We start from the raw sequence: 18,104 nt of genomic DNA on the forward strand, positions 1-18,104 counted from the left end.
TGCACCGAGCACTGAGGAGGTGCCGGGAATGTCCATTCGAATCGAGATTCACGCCACCGCCGGTGGCGCGGACGCTGAGACGTTCGCGGGTGAGCTCGCCGACGCTGTGAGCCGCCACGCCGGTGTCACCGTCGCCCGTGAGGGCCGCGTCTTCGTGCTCCACCGTCTTTGACCCCCGATACGGTGCTCTCGCCGGCCGGCACTGCGTACAGCGTGTCCCCGCCACGGAGAAGAACGGCCGTCGGCACACCAGCGAAGTAGTCGTCGTCGCCCTCCCCGATCAGCCGGGTGGGGCCACGGGATCCGGTCGTGTCGACCGCAACGACGTCCGCGTCGATGTGTACCGCGACTCCGGTCCGGGTGGCCAGCACCGCAACAAGGTGGAGACCGCGGTCCGGCTGACACACCTTCCGACCGGGATCGTGGTGACCGCGGCGGACTCCCGTAGTCAGCACGAGAACCGACGGGTCGCGTGGCAGCGGCTGCAGACCGCCGTCGACGCCCGTGACGCCGAACGCAGACACAGGGAACGTAACGCCGAACGTGCCGGGGAGTTCACCGGCGGCCGGTCGTTCACATGGACCGCATGGCGGGATCAGGTGCGCGCCGACGGCGGCACCCGGGTGAGCATGGCCAAGGCCTTGGCCGGTCGTATCGGTCCACTGCTGACCGCCTGACGGGTGCCGGTGGGACGCGCCACGTGTCGAGTGGTGCGTCCCACCGCCCTACCGAGCCGCCTGTTCATGCGGCATCGGCGCCGGGCGCATCAGCGGTGGGCTGGTTCTGATATCCGGCCGCCTGCAACGTGAACAGCTGGGTGTACACGCCGTCGGTGGCCATCAACTGCTGATGGGTGCCGGACTCGATCACGTGCCCGTGCTCGAGCACGACGATGCGGTCGGCGTGGGTGACGTTGGCCAGCCGGTGGGTGATCAGGATGGTGGTGTGCCGTCCCTGCCGGCTGCGCAGTGCCTGGAACAGGGCGTCCTCAGCGCGAGGGTCGAGCGCCGACGACGGCTCGTCCATGATCAGCAGCGGCGCGTCGCGAAGGAAGGCCCGGCTGGCGGTGATGCGCTGCCACTGGCCGCCGGACAGCTCCTGGCCGTCCTTGAACGTCTTGTCGAGCAGGGTGTCGTAGCCGTGCGGCAGTTCGAGGATCATGTCGTGCGCGGCGGCGCGTCTGGCTGCCGCCTCGATCAGTTCCGGGTCGGCGTCGGAGTCGATGTCGCCCATCGCGATGTTCGTCGAGGCGCTGAACGGCCAATGGTGATGGTCCTGCATGGCGACCGCGACATGGCGGCGCAGGCCGTCGGCGTCCCATTCGTCGTAACGGCGTCCGTTCCACAGGATCGCCCCGCTGGTGGGCTCGCGCAGGCCGGCGATCATCGCGGCCAGGGTCGACTTGCCGGAGCCGTTCTCGCCGACCAGCGCGATGGTCTCGCCCGCCCGGATGGTCAACGACACCTGGTCGACTGCGGGCCGGTCCCGGTCCGGGTATCGCAAACTCACGTCGCCGACCGTGAGCTCGACCAGCCCGTCCGGTACCGGATCCGGCTCACGGCCGCTGCCGGGAGCCCGGTTGGGCAGATAGCCCTTCGCGGTGGCGAGGAAGCGGACGTACTCGTTGAAGAACTGCCCGGAGGAGTACACGCGGTCGATCTGAAATGTCACCTGCGCCAGCGCGCGCTGCGCGGCCTGCACCGCGATGACACACGTGGTCGCCGCCGCCAACGGAATCTGCCCGCGCATCAACAGCACGCCGAGCAGCACGTACACACCGGCGAGCGCGATCCCCCCGACGATCGCGCCGACGCTCGTCGTGGTCGTGACCCGTTGCGCCACCTTCAGCTCTTCGGCGATCTGAGCGCCCATCACCTTGTCGTAGAGACGCAGCAGGAAACGACGCAGCCCGTACGAGCGCAGCTCGGCCGCCGACTGACGTTCGGCCATCAGGCGCTGCAGCACCCATTGCCGGCGCCGGCGTGTGGAGCTGGCCAGGAAGCTCTGGAACCGTACGTGACCGGCGCGCAGGGCCGCGTATCCGGCCGGGACGGTGGCGACCAGCAGAGCGATCAGCAGCATCGGGTGCACGGTGACCACGGCCACGGTGACGGCGATCAGGCTGACGAGGCCGGCGAACAGGTTCATGGTGGTCTGGACCAGTTCGATGGCGGCCTCGGTGCCACGGGTGGCGCGTTCCATGCCTTCGGCGAACTGGTCGTCGTCGAACGCCCGGAGCTCGACCGCGGTCGTGTTCTCGAACAACTCGCGTTCGACGAGCATGTGTACGCGCGGTGTCAGGCCGTTGAGGGCGTACCCGACCAGCATCCCGAGTCCGCCGCGGATCGCGGTGACCGCGGCCAGCCACGCCAGCGCGGGAAGCGCCGCCCGCACCCGATCCGGGGTCGGGCCGCCGGCGAACAATTCGACGAGGATGCGCTGGGTCGCCAGCAGCCCGAAGGCCGCCATCGTGCCGGCGCCCACCGTGCTCACGGCCACCAGTGATGTCCGCAGCCGGTCGGCTCGCCACGCCACTCGTACGGCTCGCCGGGTCAGGCCCGGCAGTTCCGCGAAGACGCCGAACACGCTGGCGTTCGCCCGGGCCCGCAGTCCGGTCTCCCACCAGCTCGGCCGGAACTCCGGAAGCACCTCCTGCGGATCGCCCGGTGAGGTCTGGGCTGGGATGGATCCGGTGGTGTCGCGGCTGTTCGTTGTGGTGCTCACCTGCGCGTCTCCTCCTGCCGGTGGGTCCGCTTGAGGGGCGTGGGTCCTGGCGAGGGTTGCTGGTCGGCGGTCACCTCCAACGGATACCGGACTGCGGAACCGATGCGGTGTCGGCCAGCCGACGAAGTCAGCACATCGGGTAGCACATTTGTTCGGATGAGCTATCCGAGCGTGTTGGTGTCGCGCGGCGAGCCGGCGCACTGCAGCCGCAGAGATGTGAAGGACCACCTCCACTCGCTGGTACGAACGCGCAAAACTGATCAACAATCCCAGCGTGTGGATCCAGCCCGAACCCGCGATGGGCAGGTCCACCGCGGTCCGCCGGATGCTGCTGTCACTGGTCGCCCAAGGCGTCACCCCGCTGATCCTGGGCGACCTGAAACCCGACTACGCCGAGCTGGTCGCCGCCCTCGGCGGCCGGGTCGCGCGTCGGGCCCGGCCTGCATCGGCTCAACCCCCTCGAGGTCAACCTCTAGCGTCAGGTCCTGGCCCGCGTCGACGACGCCCAGGAGGCCGAGCGGCTGCGCGCCGAGGTCGGGGAAACTCCGATGGCTCCGCGACCTTCCGGGCTCCGCACCCCAACAGCACTCGTACTGCGCCATCGAGGGGGCACCGGCTGGCTTCTACCGCAACCGCACCCCGCGAGCCGGCGAGCACCTACTCAAACCCGTACGCCAGCTGATCGAGTCGGTCAACGACACCTTGAAAGGCCAACTCGACCTGGAACTGCACGGCGGCCGCAGCATCGAAGGCGTCGGTGCCCGCGTCGCCCAAAGGTCTAGCTTGGTCGCTGAACCAACTACCGGAGACCTCTTCAGTTATCGATCACCGCCACGCCGCAACATCGACGACCCTACGAAACACGGCCTAACCCAGCCCTACAGTTCCGGCGCCGCCGAAGGCCAGGTCGACCGCATCAACACACTCAAACGCGCCATGTACGGCCGCGCCAACCTCGCCCTGCTACGCCAACGCATCCTCATCCCACACTGACTTATGAATCTTGGTTAAGGGCGGCGAGCCTGTTGAGGATGCCGATCAGATGTGCCAGGTCATGCCAAACGGCGGTCGATGGATCCGCGTCATCGGCGAGCATGTTCTGCATCGACTGGACATCGTCGGTGAGTTGTCCGACGGTGGGCTGCGGCACTTCGGTGTCGAAGCGGAACGCATCCCATGGACCGACCGTCCAGTAAGAGTCAGCACCGAAATCGACAACTGGCCCGCGCTGCCTTTCGACCTCGTCAAGAGACCGAGCCAGGGCTCGCCGCAGGTCCGCCAAAGATACGAAGGCTTCGCCGCTCACCAACCCAGCGTGCCAGACAAGCCCTGAGCTTGGGCCAGTGCCCTCCCCTGCCGCGGACACCGCGTCCGCTCTCGGCAGATCGTCACCATGCGTGGTGAGTCCACCAAAATGGGCAAGAGCCGTTTTTCTTACCGTTCCGGCCCGGCGTCGGCGCCACCCTTCACCGTCCGGTTGCCCACCGTCCCCGGCGGATCCGTCGCTCAGTAGACGTACACCTTCGCGTAGTGGCAGGGGTTGACCCAGTACGAACCCTGGTTGTCCGGGTAGTGGGTGGCGAGCCACTCGCCGGAACCCGCGAGGTTGTAGTACTCGACCCGGGCGGGTGACGGGATCCAGAAGGCGTTGATGGGGTTCGCGTAGCTCCCCGTCCTGGTCGCGCCGCGGAGCAGGCCGTAGGAGACGTTGTTGCGGTAGTAGGCGATCCCCACGTTTCGGGACGAGGTGTTGGCGATCTTGCCGGTGCAGGTCGCGGCGGCGGCCGCGGTGACTCCGGTGACGGCCGCCGCGCCGGAGAAGAGCGTGGCCAGCAGCGTCAGTACGGCGCCCCGCCGCGCCAGGGTGGAGTGGACCATCGGTGCCTCCTGTGGTTGCGGTGAGGTTCCGACGGTAGGTCCGCGTCCGGGGCGTCAGCGGCCGCTTGGCAGGTACCGGCCATCCGGGACGGGACGGCCGGTGTCGTCCTGATGCGCATCAGCGCGCACAGGACCCAGACGGCGCAACCGGCGGCGGCGACCCCCACGCACCCGCGCTGCCCGGACGTTCACCCGGCGCATCGGCGGTCAGTTCGCCGGCGCTCAACAAGTACGGAGCTCGGCCGGGCCGCCATCCGGATCTGCTGATCGTGGCATTCACCGAGGTGCACGACCGCGCGTCGCGGGCGGTCATGGAGCGGCTCGGGCTGCGACCGGCGGGCATCATCCGGCGCGAGGGCCTTGTCGAGGGCCGGACCGGCATTCATCCGGACGCCCCGCTCGCGCTCTTCCGGCGGGTTGATTTGATTCGCTAGCGTGTCAATATGTCATCGATCGAGATCACAGTGGACGGCAGGGCGGCGCTCACCACGCGCCAGCTCGGCGAGGAGTTCGGCCTGGATCCGGCGTCTGCTCGTAGCGCGGTCCGGCGTGTCGGGCTCGAGCCCGTCGCCCACCTGGACGACCGGACGCCGCTCTACGACGCCGACACGGCCCGCGCGGCGCTGCGCGACCGGCCCGGCAAGGGAGGCCCGGGCCGGCCGCGATCGAGGTGGGCCGCTATTGCCAGGTCCGTCGCCCAGTCGATCTAGGCAGTCGATCCTCGCCGGTCGGTTCAGAGAATGTACGGTCTCAAAGACCATCGGCCGCATGGGTTCAGAGAACGCGTTCGCTGCGGCCACCGCGCCGGCCGGGACAGGTTCAGAGAATAAAGCTGACCTCGTCTCCGGGCGTCTGGGACCTGGCGGTGCGGCGCGCCGACATGATCGGTCGGCTCGCCACCGGCGCTACGGTCGAGCATGTAGCCGTCGACGCGGTCGTGTCGGAGCTGGGATGTCGCGGCGACAGGTGTACACGATGCTGGCCCGCTGACGACCTGGCGCCGGCCTGATCCCGGGCCGATCCAGTGGTGGGCTGGGCCAGCTGGCCGCCGTCGCCCGGCTGCGGGAGCAGGGCCGCGCCAAGTCGACGAGACCGCGCCGTTCCGGATGGTCGGGCAGATGCGCGAGATCACTGACACCGCCGCGGCGACCACCCGCCCGGCGAGACGCGCAACGCCGCGCAGCAGCGCCGCATTACGTCTGCGCCGCCGCGGAGCCCGAGGAGACCGAGGCGGACTGACGCCGCGCCGGGCCGGGCGGCAGGAGCAGGAAGGCGAGGAACAGCACGGCGGACGCGCCGAGGCCGCCGCGCAGACCCGAGTCGGGCGGCAACTTGACGTAGCGGGGCGTGGCGGGTTCGTGGGCCAGCAGCCACTCGTGGCCCATGACCAGGAAGACCAGGGCCGCGACGGCGGCCATCAGACCGATCAGCCGGAACACCCGGACGACGGCCGGCCGCCACGCCGCCGCGCCCGCCATGGCCAGCCCGATCAGCACGGCGTCGAGGAACACGTGCTGCCACGCCTCGACGTCGAGCTCGGTGGGCCCGTCCGGGTCCGGGTAGCGGACCTCGCTGCCGTACCAGGGCATCGCCAGCGCCGGTACCACGCAGATCACCGCGACAGCCAGCAGGATCCGGTAGCCGGCGACCCGCCACGGCCGGGTGCCGGGCCGGACCGGGACCGGGGCGGCACCCGAGACGGCGACGCCGATCAGGACCAGCCCCAGGCCGGTCACGTAGAGCAGGTAACCGGTGGACACCTCGGCGGCGCCCACCACCACGTCCGGTTGTTGCACGGTGCCCTGTCGCAGCAGGACCTCCAGGGCCTGGAAAAGCCAGGCCGCCGCTGCCGTCGCCGCGATCAGGACAAACGCGAGTTGCGACGCGGGCGGCATCCGCCGGCCCCACGCGAGACAGAACGCGGCTCCGGCACCGATGACGGCCAGCAGCACCACCGCACCCCAGCTCTGAGCCGGCGGCAACTCGGTGAGATAGCGGGGCCGCAGGACCGGCGGCCACTCCCCCTCCGGCATCGCGTTCGACCAGGGCAGCACCAGCGCCACCAGCGCCAGGACGGCCCCGGTGACGCAGAGAACCACCCCTGCCCGCCACGCCAACACCCCGCCACCATATCGCGACCGGTATATGTACCAGCTGAAGTGTGGCCCGCGCGCCAGCCATGCTGGGAGACGATTTCAACAAGATCGCCGACGCGGCCGCTGGGCCACACCTCTTCCCGGCCGCGCTCGGCGGCGGAGGCGCCTCGAACGCCGGGGCGGCGACATCAAGGTGGGCTTCCGAGCATCTCAGTTGCGTAGTGCCGTGGCCACGTCGTCTCGCGGTTCTCCATGCACTTGCCCGCACCCGTACTAACCGAGCGGTCGGTTCACTAACCAGGTGGTAAGTTTCCATGATGGATCGCGCGCCGCGGTCCGCCGGGAGGAGCAGACCGATGACCGATGACCACGCCGTCGGCACCGCGCGTCCGAACCCACCAGACATCGCGGTGCCACCTGCCACCCGCCCCCGGAGACCCCGGTGGTGGCGCCGGCCTCGCTGGTGGCGCAAGGCGACCACCATCGTCCTGCTGCTGATGTTCATCGGCTGGCTGGCCCTGCGTGACACCACGCCCGTCGGCTACTTCACCTCAGCCGAAGGGCGAGACCGATTCGTGGCCGCGTACGACCAGGCCATGGCCGAGCTGCCACCGCCCACCGCGACGCTCGACGTCCGGACCACGTACGGCATCGTGCGCCTGTACCGGTTCGCGGGCGCCGAGCCGGACCGCGCCCCACTCGTCCTGATACCGGGCCGGGCAGCGGCCTCGCCGCTGTGGGCGGACAACCTGCCCGACCTGCTGCGGCTGCGTACCGTGTACACCATGGATCTGCTCGGTGAGCCGGGCATGAGTGTGCAGGCGCGCCCCATCGACGACCACCAGGACCAGGCCGGCTGGTTGCACCAGGTGCTGCTTCAACTCCCCGAACCGCAGGTCCACCTCGTGGGCTACTCCATCGGCGGGTGGACCGCGGCCAACACGGCCATCCGACAACCTGAGAAGATCGCCGGTGTGACCCTCATCGACCCGGCGGTGACCTTCGCCGACCTGCCGGTCGAGACGATCCTGCGGTCGATACCCGCGTCCGTACGGTGGACGCCGCAGTCGTGGCGTGACAGCTTCAACAGCTGGACGGCCGGAGGCGCACCGGTCGAGAACGACCCCATCGCCGAGATGATCGGCTCGGGCATGCAGCACTACTCGCTGGACCTACCGGCCCCTACCCGGTTCACCGACGAGCAACTCCTCAGCCTGAGAATGCCGGTGCTGGTGATCATCGCCGAGGATTCGGTCATGCATGACGCGCAGCAGGCCCGCCGCAATGCCGAGGCGACTCTTCCCGACGCGACCGTGCTGTTCTACGAGGACGCCGGCCACGCCGTCAACGGCGAACAACCCGACCGGATCGCCACCGACGTGGCGTCCTTCCTAGCTGAGGAACGGTGAACACCGGCCGGCAATCGCCGGACCGGCAGCTCACCTTCACCGAGCAGGCCCGCCGCGCCCAGTTGGTCGACGTCACCATCCGGGTGATCGCCGAGTACGGATACGCGGGCTGTTCCCTGCAGCGCATCGCCGAGGCAGCCGGCATCACCAAAGCGGCTGTCATCTACCACTTCGCCACCAAACGCGCCGTCATCCGCGCCGCCTACGACACGGTGATCGCCGGACTCACCGAACACGTCGGGGCACTGATCACAAAGGCGACGACACCGGCAGGGCAGGTCGACGCCTATGTGCGCGGACTCATCGGGTACATGGGCGCCAACCCCGATCACGTACGTGTCATCGTCGAGGCACTCGACGACGACCACGACACCGGCATCGCCGACCGGCCCCACTCACCCGAACGATGGCGACCCCTGGCCGACCTCATCAACGCCGCCAAGAGCGCCAAGGCATACCGGCAGGACCTCGACGCCCGTATCACGGCGATCATGCTGGGCGGCGCCATCGACGCGGTCGTCGCGGAGTTCCTCACCGACCGCTCGTTCGACACCGGCACCGCAGCGGACGCCGTCGTGGACATGCTGCACCGCACAGCACTGCAAGGAGATCCCTCGATGGCCGCAAGAGGCATCACCGCCTGGGATGCGGCACCCCCTGGTCCTGCGCACCGACCCTGACCGGGCCCGAACCCGCTGGTGGGCTGCCCGCAGGGTGGTGCTGGGTGGTGGCGTCGAAGTACCGGTCCCGTGTCTTCGTGACCTGAACCACGTCGGTATGCCACCCGTGCCGAGCCGCGTCACGTACGGCCATCGGCCGGTTCGGCGCTTCGCGCTCCAGCCATGCTCGCGCGTCCCGCCGGTACGAGTCGGCCGTCGCGTCGGCCCGGAAGGTCAGTGCGGCACGTTGGGTGTGAGCGAGCAGCCACCGGACGGCCCGTTCGTGTGCCGGGCCGCGGCCCGGTGCCGCCTCGTCGTCGAGGCGTTCCGCGGCGAACAGCCGGACGAGATCGTGGAAGGAGTATCGATCAGCCGCCGACTGGAGGAGTCCGGCATCGAGGAGTTCCTCACAGGCCACGGTGGCTTCGTCCACATGGACGCCGGCTGCGGCCGCGGCCAGAGCGGCGTCGAAGTCCGCTCCGGCGATGACCGCGGCGCTGCGGAAGACTGCTGCGGTCAGTGGCCGCAGCTGCCGGTACGAAACGGTGAAGGCGGCTCGCACGTCGAGATCCCCCGCGGTGAGCAGGCTCAGTCGGTGCGGCTGGCCATGCAGGCGGTCCACCAGCTGACGAACGCTCCAGTCTCGCCTGCTGGCGAGCCGGTTCCCTGCCACCCGCAACGCCAAGGGCAGCCGTCCACAGAGTTGTACCAGGCGGTCCACCCCAGACGGGTCCGCGTCGGCACGCCGGCGTCCGATGAGCGCGCCGAGCATCCGTCGAGCATCGGTCCGCGAGAGCACGTCCAGCCGGAGCCGCTCGGTCGCGTCCAGGCCGCTCAACGGTCGACGGCAGGTCACCAGCACCATGCTGCGGGCGTTCGCCGGCACCAGAGCCCGTACCTGCGCCTCGTCGAACGCGTTGTCCAGCACGATGAGGACCCGGCGGTCGCGCAGAAGGGTGCGCAACAAGCCGTCGCGGGCCGCTCCGGGCGGTGGGATCGCCGCGTCCGGAACAGCCAGGGAGCGCAGCAGTTCCGCGAGCACGTCCGCTACCGGGGTCGGTCCGGTCGCCGACATACCACGCAGGTCGGCGAAGAGCTGGCCGTCGGGAAAGCGGGAACTGATCTGATGGGCGACGGCGATCACGAGGCTGGTCTTGCCGACGCCGGGCGGCCCGTGGACGATGACGAGCGACGTGCTGCGGCCAGGACCCGCGGTGATCTGCTCGCTGAGCCGGTGGATCGCCGACGACTCCTTCTCCCGGCCGATCAGAACGGGCACTTCAGCCGGTAGCTGCCGCGGGATGCGGACCGGCTGATCCACCTGCCCGTCCTGGTCGCCGGTGGACCGGCGCGGCCCGGACTCCGGCTCCCCCGTCGTGGAGGCGTGGTGCCGGGTGGCGGCGCCGCTGGGAGCGACGGTCGCCGGAGCCCGCGTGCGGGCCGCTCTGATGTCCGCGCCGGCGAATCGTTCCTTCCGGGCAAGGGCCAGAAACTGGCCGCGTTGCGCGTCGGACAGTTGTAGCGCGTCCGCCATGACCTGCACGGTACGTCGGTGCGGCGTGCGCACCCGGCCGCGTTCCAGCTCACGGATCGTGCGGACGCTGGAGCCGGACGCCTCGGCGAGATCCTCCTGGCTCAGCCCGCCGCCGCGTCGCAGGTCGCGGAGCATTTCCCCGAATTCCACGCCGGACAAGGGCCGTTACCTCCTGACGAGCTTCGTAGCCGGACGAGTACCGATCGTTACACGAAGCGATTCAGCAAGGAAATTTTCGGACGAGAGAAAAGACACGTTGACGCAGTGGACTGAACCGGTTCAGCCATTCTGCCGCCACGCTTTTTGCATTGCGGTTTCCGGGCCATACAGGAAGGGTTTCTCGACTGTTAACCGCCCTGGCCACCCGCCCATGAGGTGGCTCTCGCACCGGCCTGGCGCGCCATACTGCGGCGGCTCCGAGCCGATCCGGCCGCGACCGGCAGATCACCCGGCAGAACCAGCGGCGGAGCTGCTTCTGCCGGTCGTCCTTCCTGGGCACCGGGGTGGAGCAGGCGTTGCATGGTCCACATGAGACAGCTCAGCAGGACGACGAGGCGGTCGGCGGTCGCCGGCGTGCTCACCATCGGGGTCGTCATCGGGACCGGGTTCGGCGGCAGTCACGCCACCGCCGGCGCACCGGCCGCGGCGCCCGCCGCAGCCCTCCCGGCGGGCTCGGTGCTCGACCGGATTCCGCCGTCGGTCCGCGACCGGATGATCGCGCAGGAGAAGCTGGTGGACACCGCCAGCGTGGTCCGTACCGCCGTCACGGCCGGCGCCCCTCGCGGTTATGCCGGCATCGGACTGGTCGGCGACCACGTCACCCTCTGGTGGAAAGGCGCCCTACCCGCCGACATCGCCGCGGCCGTCACTGCCGCCCGGCACATCGCCCCGGTGAGTGTGCAGCACGCCGCCTACTCCGGTAGTCAGCTCAAGGCGCAAGCCGACGGACTCGCCGAGGTGGTGGACGCCGATCCGGCCGACGCCGCACACGGTGTTCGGATCAAGACCGACGGCAGCGGGCTCGAGGTCCTCGTCGACACGGCCCGCGGCGCCAAGATCCCGGCACTGCCGAAGAGTGTGGTTCCCGTGCGCACCGTCCCGCAGAAGCGGTTGGAGCAACGCTCCACCCGCCTCGACGACGTAGCGCCGTGGAGCGGGGGCATGCGCCTCTATCGCGATCCGGGCTACATCTGCACCTCTGGTTTCGGGGTGCGCGATCTGTCCACCGCCACGCCGTACCTGATCACCGCCGCGCACTGCGGCGATCTCGGCACCGAGTGGAAGGACTGGTCCGGCGAACCGGTCGGCACCACCGTGCAGCGCAACGCCGACCACGACGCCGAGATGATCGCCGTCCCCTCCGTCAGCAACAAGATCTACGTGGGTGGGGTCGAGGACGGCGTACAGGCCCGTGTGGCCGGCTGGACGGAGGTCTACCCGGGACAGCTGCTGTGCCAGTCCGGCACGGTCAGCGCCGAGGCCACCGGTGCCCCGGTCTGCAATCTCGAAGTCAAGTTCCACTACACCGACCGCGAGGAACTCGTCGAGGCGACCCAACTCGACGGGCTCGAAGCCGCCCGCGGCGGAGACAGCGGCGGCCCGGTGTACGCCGTGACCGCTGCGGGCACCGTGCTCGCCGCCGGCACCACCACCCGGACTGCGGGAGCCGGCTTCGGCTTCCAGGACTTCGCGACCTACCGTCAGGACTTCGGCGACATCGTCCCGGTCACCGAGGACGGGACCGGCAGCTGCCGGGTCTCGTACCAGGTCACCGACGCGTGGTCGACCGGATACACGGTCAACGTCACGGTCTACAACTCCGGTGCCGACGTCAACGGCTGGCATCTCGGCTGGAACCTGCCCGACAGCGGCCAGATCCAGGGCCGATGGAACGCCGACGTCACCCAGACCGGCACCGCGGTAACGGCCACCAATGCGGCACACAACGCCACCATCACCGCCGGCGGGGCGGTGACCTTCGGATTCACCGCCAGCGGCGCACCGAACACTCCGAGCCCGATCACCCTCAACGGAGTGCCCTGCGCCTGAGGCGCACGGCACACCACTGAAGGCCATGCGTGCCCTGCCGTTGCGGCCGGGCACGTATGGCCTTCTTCGGCGACGCCGCGGTTGACCACGTATCTCGGGCCGGTTCTCGCGCCGGCGGTCTATCACGACTCCGCGCTGGACTCGGCCCGCACCCCGCGGCGGCAAGGCCGTCTTTGCAGCACTGCCGACCGTCGCCACAGGTGGGGGTAGGGTCGAGATGCTGTACGGACCTCGCGTCCGCCCGGCGGGCCTTGTTCTTCCATCGCCCGCACGTTCACCGACCTGTTCCAGGGAGGTTCGATCATGTCCAAGGACTCGACGGCCAAGGCGAACGTCAAGAAGAAGGGCAAGTCGATCAAGGAAAAGCAGACCGCGAAGCGCCTGAAACGTGATGAGCAGGCCGGACGCGCCTCGACCATCCCGCCCACCGGACGCTGACACCGGCGCCAGGTGCCAGGACGCGTCGTCGTCGCGCACGACGACGAGCCGGACTCGGTCAGCGACATCGAGCCCGGCCGGCGGTCGAGACAGGGGCGCCTCGACCGGCGTGATCACCACGCTGGCCGATCCGTACCGGGTTCCAGCATCGCGCCTTGATCTGGGACGGTACTGACACCCCCCCACCGACAGATTGAGCTTCGGCCGTACCCGGGCTCGCCGGCTCGGCTTCGAAGACCCTGTCCACGGCGCTGGCCTGGTCGTCGCCCTGGCGACCGGGACAGGCTGCCCGGGCCGAATCGCTCGTTATCAGCGGTTGACCTCGAAAATTGGCATTGCGTGGGCAGGCTGCAGCGCCGGGTCATGACACCGCGGCGTTCCTGTGCTGGTCGGGCATGCTCTGGGCCAGCGCTACCGCAGGATGAGGTTGAGCAGGATCGTCAATCCGACCGACAACAGGATCGACACTGCGATCATGCCGAGGCAGCCAGCCGGCCCGCCGAAGAACCGGATTTCCGTGTTTCCGATGCGCATGGGTGCCGTCTACCCGCTCGGGGCACGAACACACGTGCGATTACCCCCGGCCCGCCCCGCCACTGTGCAGCACAGGCGGCCACTGTCGTGAGCATCAGATCGCCCTGCCGAGAATGATGACCAGTGCACTCACATGCGCCGCTGTCCCGCGCCCATCCTCACATGCCGCCGACAAGGGTTGCGGGTCACGACGCTGGGAGATCCCTCCGCTTTGGTTGCGAATAATCATCATGCTGCGAGTAGCTCGCCGGGAACCCCTCCACGGTCGCCTCGCATCGACTGACGCGCGCTCGTGAGCGATGCGCAATGCGCTAGGGTGGCGCTCGCCGCGTCGATATTCAGGGGGCTCCGTGGCGGAGGACCTCGTGCGTGCCGTTGCCGAGCTTTACGAGGAGCACCGGCGAGCTGCCTTTCCGCCCCGGCTGAAAGTCGACGATGCCCATGGAGTCGAGATGGTCGGCCTGGATTGCAGGGTGACCGGTTGTGTCGGTACGTGGCTGGAGAACCGAGGACGTGTCGACAACCGGCGATGGGACACCCTTGCGGAGTGTGAGCAGCTGCTCAACCGCGCGATTCCTGCCTTGGACGAGGCCGAGGCGTTCTACTACCGCCGTTTGCTGACTATGACGGTCCTCATCTTGGAGAAGCCCGACGACCCGCAGCCCCGATGACTGCGTCTGAGCCGCCAGGGAGACGTCCTGAATGGCGGCTGGATTGCGGGCAGCGGACACCCGGCCGACATATTCCTTCGCCGCCGACCCTGCGTGCCCGGCTCAGCTTCCCGAGGACGAGCCGTCGCCGACGGTCGTGGACCCCCCGCTGGAACGGCCGACGACGTTGGTCTTCACCGTGCCGTTGGACACCGCGCCCGTGGCAGGCAGCCGGAACGCCCGCCGGCTCGCCTGGTCACCGGCCGCAAAGTATTCGCCACCATCGAGGTAGGCGCCGACCGGGTAACCGCGCGCGTACGTGGCGGAGTGCCAGATGAAGTAGAGGCCGCTGTCCTCCTCGGCGCAGGACTCTTCCTCGACGACCATGCCCTCCTCGTCGGCGCAGTAGAACACCTCCTGGCCCACGGGCTCCTCAGTGGGCGCGGTCGTCACCGGTCTGGTCGCCGGCTTGACTGGAGTCGTCGTCGTAGGCGCCGTTGTCACCGGCAGCTCAGCATCCTCCGCCTCGACAGCGGTGTCGAAGCTGTAACCGGGGGTATCGGCCGACTCCCACTCCTGCGGCGAGGAGCTGTCGCAGGCCGCGGCCCCGCCGGCCGCCAGCGACAGGAACGTGGCCGTCAGCACGACCTGACGGGAGCTGATCCGCCGGCTCCTCACTGAGCGGACTCGCTGATCACATTCATGGCTGCAGGCTAATTGACCAGCGCCAACCCGCGCGATCCGCCGACGCCCACATCACACACCGTGACGGCACCGGGGTCGGGTCCGACACTCGACTTAGCCGATGTCAGTACGTCGTTGATGGCACATCAACCGCGCACGGCGCGTTATGGACGGTGCCAGTGCTACCGGAATTAGCCTCAACCAGCCAGCTCGGCAATGTTCACGACTCTACTTCCAGGCGGTGCCACTAGGCCGGTGATTGTGGCACCGAAGTCAGTGAATGCCAGTTCGGCGCCACTCTTGCCGGTCAACTGGAGAGGGTACGGCTTGCCGGTCGCCGCAACGAACAGCTTCTTCTCGATATCGTCGAAATCCATGAGTCCGACCGCTTCGACGCCCGCGATTTCCTTGACGGCGCCGATGTCGAACCTCGTGGGCCGGAATAACCCGTCAAGGGAGCCGATGGCGAACAGGTCCACGAACGCCGGATCCTTGTCGGCTCCCGCGACCCACCGGTCGCCCATCGCCTGGGCCAGAATCGTGCCCTGCCGAGTATTGGTCGACATGATCCAGAACTGCTTGTTCGGTCGCAGATACCGCTTGCCGCCGATGGAAAGGAGTTCTACCGTGGCCTTGCCAAAGGATACGGAAGCGATGAAGTTCAGCCCGCTGACCTTGAGGTCGATCAAGGCCTTCTCGCCGTCCTGATGCAACATCCCCTCAGCTCGGAAGGATTTCGCCTCCCTGAGCGCCGCCTTAGCCCGTTTCAGGATCTCTGTAGCGCTCAGCGCCTTGATCCCGTTGGAAGCCGGTGATGCGGTCGGCGCGACCGAGGGCGGCGGCGTAGGCACCGTCTTATCTTCGCTCTGACAACCGGCCAGTGTCGTGGCCGCAACGGCCAGAACAATCAACGCGGCCTTGGTCGGAATGGTGCGCAAACGAGTATCCTGTCCGTCTTGTGGAGATAGGGCCAACCCATCGACGAACGGAATCTAAGCGTACCGGAGCCGACCTGTCCATCCGTATCGTCGCAGCCCTGCGACCACCCGTTGCCATCATCCAGCCCGTCATCGGTCTGAAATTCATCCCACGGGCGTTGAGCCGCCTACTCTCATGCCGCCGACAAGGCGCGTCCTCGCCGCCTGCGGCGCTGAAGCGCGGTCAGCTTGTTGAGTACCGCCCCTCCTGGTTCGTAGCATGGGACACTCAGCTGGTTGAAGATGAGATTGCAGCGACCATCCTCGGCAGCAATGGCGGCATCGTGAATCACAAGAACCATTCCGGTCTCATCGCCGTTCTTTGCTTAGCGCTATTCGCAGCCTTGGGCCTATCAGCATGTGAGTTGAAAGATGCAGACCGACCTCAAGTGACGCCTGGAGCCTCGACGCCAGGTCGCGTGTCGGCGTCGCCCTCGCCTCCTCAGCCTCCCTGCGGGCCAGCTGCTTCCGCATCAGTAGCCGGCGAAATCGATGGCGGGATCCTGGGGCCGGACAACATCTGCATCCCGGCGCCCACCACTTCACGTGGATAGCCCATAAGGACCTCCACCAGACGCTCGACTTCCCCAGCGGTGTGCGGGGTGATCGCAGCGCCGGCAGCGATGTGCTCACCAACCTCGTACAGCGTGACGTACAGGCCCTCGGCCGTTTCCCGATCGAGCGCAAGGATGATGTCGCTGTTCGCGGCCCGGAGCCGCAGCGCGCTGGTAGGCAGAGGGCGGTGTCACACAGCCGGTCGTGCCGGACATCTCTTGTCTGTAATGATCAAGACGAAGGGATCATGATGGCGGCGTGGAACGACACCCGACTCGAGCAGCTGGTGCGCGACGCGGCACCCGCGCCGAGGCTCGGCACCGATGACGAGGTCACCGGCCTGCTGCGTCAACTGGCCGCAGATGTAGTCACCAGCCAGCCGCAGGCCCACACCGGGTTGCGCGGCACCCTTACCCGATGGCGGAAGCTGCTGATCGCGCCCGTGGCCGTCGGCGTCCTGGCGGTGACAGCGGCCGCCGGCTACGCGATCTGGCACGACTCGGGCTCTGCCGGCTTCGAACAGGCGGTGGACGGCCACACCGCCCGGCTCGAGCTACCGCCCGGCACCGACCGGGCCGCCTACGCGGCCCAACTGCGCCAGCAGGGACAGGACAAGCAGGTCACCCTCTCCGACCTGGCCACCCAGAGCATGGCCGAGCACTATGCGGTATGCGCCTGGCTGACCGCGTGGGACCGTCGGCACGCCGCGGGAGACAGCGCCGGGCAGGCGCAAGCTGTCGCCGCGCTGCGCCGGGCGATCGAAGCGCCCGCTATGACCGCCACCGACGGCGGTGGCGTCATCGCGAACCTGCAACAGGTGGCAACTGCCGCCGCTCGCGGTGATCGCCGACCGGTCACCCGGGAACTGCAGGCCAACTGCACGGCAGCCGGCCTGGACGGTATCCGATGACCACATCGACGCACCCCGACGCCGAAGCGGTCTTCACCGCCCTGATGACCGAACACGGACCTGCCGTGCTCGGCTACCTCACCCGGCGCACCGATCCGACACAGGACGCCGCAGACCTCATGGCCGAAGTATTCGTCGTAGCCTGGCGACGCCTGAACGACGTACCGACCGACCCCGGCCAGGCCCGCGCCTGGCTACTGGGCACCGCCCGCGGCACCCTGGCCAACCACCGCCGCAGCGCCACCCGACGCTCCCACCTCGCCGACCGGCTCCGCCAGCACCTGCACATCCAACCCGACAACACCCCACACGACACCGGCACAGTCGTACGCTCGGCGCTGGAGCAGCTCAGCACAGACGACCGGGAACTACTCACCCTCATCGCCTGGGAAGACGTCAGCCCCGCACAAGCCGCCACCATCCTGCGCCTGTCCCCCGCAGCCACCCGCAAACGCCTCGAACGCGCCCGCACCCGACTACGAGCCCTACTCGAAGCCGACGAGGCAACACTCTCCAACCGACCCACAAAACCGCCTCGAACGTACCGGCCGGCATCAGACCCCGCGCTCTGAAGGCCACCGCCGTTCGAGTCGTTCCAGATCCGCATGGGTCGCGGGTCGTGCACCAGCTTGTGGTGCTCACGGCGGCGTAGAGCCATCGCGCCGCCGTGCTCGGGCACCTCGGCTGCGGCGGGCTGCTTGTCGATTGGCGCGACGACGGGCTCGTGCAGGCAGCTCCGGTACCAGGCGACGCAGCGTTCGACGGCCTCGGCGAGTTTCTGCCACCGGTCGGCGACCTGCACCGCGTCCGGCGCGCCTGTACGGGCTCCCTCGGCGTAGGCACTTGCGCGGTATCTGCGGATCACCTCCGGTTTCGAGTCCGCGTCGAGCCACCCAGCCAACGGCGAAGCGTCGCCGCCGTGCTTAACGTCGGAGATGGCGGGTATCGCTGTGTGTGTCCAACTGACCCGATCATTCGGGGTCAGATGCCAACGACCCGGAAGGGAC

At 68.6% G+C, this 18,104-nt stretch carries 19 protein-coding genes and 1 pseudogene; 12 read left to right on the forward strand and 8 right to left on the reverse strand.

Annotated elements, in window-relative coordinates:
- The first annotated feature begins 28 nt into the window (after positions 1-28).
- A complete protein-coding gene (locus tag BC793_RS49660) occupies positions 29-172 on the forward strand; it encodes a hypothetical protein (protein ID WP_158319313.1) in 144 nt (47 codons plus the stop codon).
- A complete protein-coding gene (locus BC793_RS52315) occupies positions 138-677 on the forward strand; it encodes a peptide chain release factor-like protein (RefSeq protein ID WP_158319314.1) in 540 nt (179 codons plus the stop codon). Before BC793_RS49660 ends, BC793_RS52315 begins: the two co-directional genes overlap by 35 nt.
- Before the next feature lie 64 nt (positions 678-741).
- Here BC793_RS52315 and BC793_RS19245 read toward each other — a convergent pair whose 3' ends face one another.
- The gene (locus BC793_RS19245) at positions 742-2,724 is read right to left on the reverse strand and encodes an ABC transporter ATP-binding protein (protein ID WP_109594149.1); all 1,983 of its coding nucleotides are present in this window, start codon (positions 2,722-2,724) and stop codon (positions 742-744) included.
- Positions 2,725-3,360: 636 nt separating this feature from the next.
- Here BC793_RS19245 and BC793_RS51415 point away from each other — a divergent pair.
- A pseudogene (locus tag BC793_RS51415) lies at positions 3,361-3,501 on the forward strand (IS982 family transposase); the annotation flags it as partial.
- Positions 3,502-3,718: 217 nt separating this feature from the next.
- Here BC793_RS51415 and BC793_RS48900 read toward each other — a convergent pair.
- Positions 3,719-4,030, reverse strand: a complete 312-nt coding sequence (locus tag BC793_RS48900) for a hypothetical protein (protein WP_146246338.1) — start codon at positions 4,028-4,030, stop codon at positions 3,719-3,721.
- A 200-nt stretch (positions 4,031-4,230) separates the two neighbouring features.
- Complete coding sequence (locus BC793_RS19260; protein WP_109594151.1) at positions 4,231-4,602, reverse strand: hypothetical protein; 372 nt, start codon at positions 4,600-4,602, stop codon at positions 4,231-4,233.
- A gap of 269 nt (positions 4,603-4,871) precedes the next feature.
- Between BC793_RS19260 and BC793_RS49665 the strand changes: the two genes are divergently transcribed.
- Both BC793_RS49665 and BC793_RS19265 read left to right on the forward strand, forming a co-directional pair.
- Positions 4,872-5,036, forward strand: coding sequence for a hypothetical protein (locus BC793_RS49665; protein ID WP_158319315.1), 165 nt, complete (start codon positions 4,872-4,874; stop codon positions 5,034-5,036).
- Positions 5,037-5,045: 9 nt separating this feature from the next.
- The gene (locus BC793_RS19265) at positions 5,046-5,312 is read left to right on the forward strand and encodes a hypothetical protein (RefSeq protein WP_109594154.1); all 267 of its coding nucleotides are present in this window, start codon (positions 5,046-5,048) and stop codon (positions 5,310-5,312) included.
- A gap of 483 nt (positions 5,313-5,795) precedes the next feature.
- On the opposite strand, the gene BC793_RS19270 is transcribed toward BC793_RS19265, so the two are convergent.
- Complete coding sequence (locus BC793_RS19270) at positions 5,796-6,722, reverse strand: hypothetical protein (RefSeq protein ID WP_146246339.1); 927 nt, start codon at positions 6,720-6,722, stop codon at positions 5,796-5,798.
- A gap of 332 nt (positions 6,723-7,054) precedes the next feature.
- Between BC793_RS19270 and BC793_RS19275 the strand changes: the two genes are divergently transcribed.
- Positions 7,055-8,107 (forward strand): alpha/beta fold hydrolase, encoded by a 1,053-nt coding sequence (locus BC793_RS19275; protein WP_203896292.1) that lies wholly within the window; start codon positions 7,055-7,057, stop codon positions 8,105-8,107.
- Positions 8,104-8,787 carry a TetR/AcrR family transcriptional regulator gene (locus tag BC793_RS19280; protein ID WP_109594157.1) on the forward strand — a complete coding sequence of 228 codons (684 nt, stop codon included), beginning with the start codon at positions 8,104-8,106 and terminating at the stop codon, positions 8,785-8,787. The genes BC793_RS19275 and BC793_RS19280 overlap by 4 nt, the downstream gene beginning before the upstream one ends.
- Here BC793_RS19280 and BC793_RS19285 read toward each other — a convergent pair.
- Positions 8,741-10,450, reverse strand: a complete 1,710-nt coding sequence (locus BC793_RS19285) for a helix-turn-helix domain-containing protein (protein ID WP_146246340.1) — start codon at positions 10,448-10,450, stop codon at positions 8,741-8,743. The two genes, BC793_RS19280 and BC793_RS19285, sit on opposite strands and share 47 nt — an antisense overlap.
- A gap of 378 nt (positions 10,451-10,828) precedes the next feature.
- Here BC793_RS19285 and BC793_RS19290 point away from each other — a divergent pair, with 378 nt between their 5' ends.
- Positions 10,829-12,349, forward strand: coding sequence for a cellulose binding domain-containing protein (locus tag BC793_RS19290; protein WP_109594629.1), 1,521 nt, complete (start codon positions 10,829-10,831; stop codon positions 12,347-12,349).
- 303 nt (positions 12,350-12,652) lie between these two features.
- Entirely contained in the window at positions 12,653-12,787 is a 135-nt protein-coding gene (locus BC793_RS52320) for a hypothetical protein (protein WP_275416206.1), read from the forward strand.
- Positions 12,788-13,198: 411 nt separating this feature from the next.
- On the opposite strand, the gene BC793_RS52325 is transcribed toward BC793_RS52320, so the two are convergent.
- Positions 13,199-13,321, reverse strand: coding sequence for a hypothetical protein (locus BC793_RS52325; RefSeq protein ID WP_275416207.1), 123 nt, complete (start codon positions 13,319-13,321; stop codon positions 13,199-13,201).
- A 350-nt stretch (positions 13,322-13,671) separates the two neighbouring features.
- Here BC793_RS52325 and BC793_RS19295 point away from each other — a divergent pair, with 350 nt between their 5' ends.
- On the forward strand, positions 13,672-13,992 hold the full coding sequence (locus tag BC793_RS19295) for a hypothetical protein (protein WP_109594161.1): 321 nt from the start codon (positions 13,672-13,674) through the stop codon (positions 13,990-13,992).
- 102 nt (positions 13,993-14,094) lie between these two features.
- On the opposite strand, the gene BC793_RS19300 is transcribed toward BC793_RS19295, so the two are convergent.
- Positions 14,095-14,616, reverse strand: coding sequence for a hypothetical protein (locus tag BC793_RS19300; protein WP_170167252.1), 522 nt, complete (start codon positions 14,614-14,616; stop codon positions 14,095-14,097).
- Positions 14,617-14,852: 236 nt separating this feature from the next.
- Positions 14,853-15,593: a hypothetical protein gene (locus BC793_RS19305; protein ID WP_146246341.1), complete on the reverse strand. Its 741-nt coding sequence runs from the start codon at positions 15,591-15,593 to the stop codon at positions 14,853-14,855.
- Between the two features lie 841 nt (positions 15,594-16,434).
- On the opposite strand from BC793_RS19305, the gene BC793_RS19310 reads away from it, so the two are divergent.
- Both BC793_RS19310 and BC793_RS19315 read left to right on the forward strand, forming a co-directional pair.
- Positions 16,435-17,097: a hypothetical protein gene (locus tag BC793_RS19310; protein ID WP_109594167.1), complete on the forward strand. Its 663-nt coding sequence runs from the start codon at positions 16,435-16,437 to the stop codon at positions 17,095-17,097.
- Positions 17,094-17,669, forward strand: coding sequence for an RNA polymerase sigma factor (locus BC793_RS19315; RefSeq protein WP_109594169.1), 576 nt, complete (start codon positions 17,094-17,096; stop codon positions 17,667-17,669). The genes BC793_RS19310 and BC793_RS19315 overlap by 4 nt, the downstream gene beginning before the upstream one ends.
- Positions 17,670-18,104: the final 435 nt, after the last annotated feature.

This window comes from Actinoplanes xinjiangensis, assembly GCF_003148685.1.
Lineage (GTDB): Bacteria > Actinomycetota > Actinomycetes > Mycobacteriales > Micromonosporaceae > Actinoplanes > Actinoplanes xinjiangensis.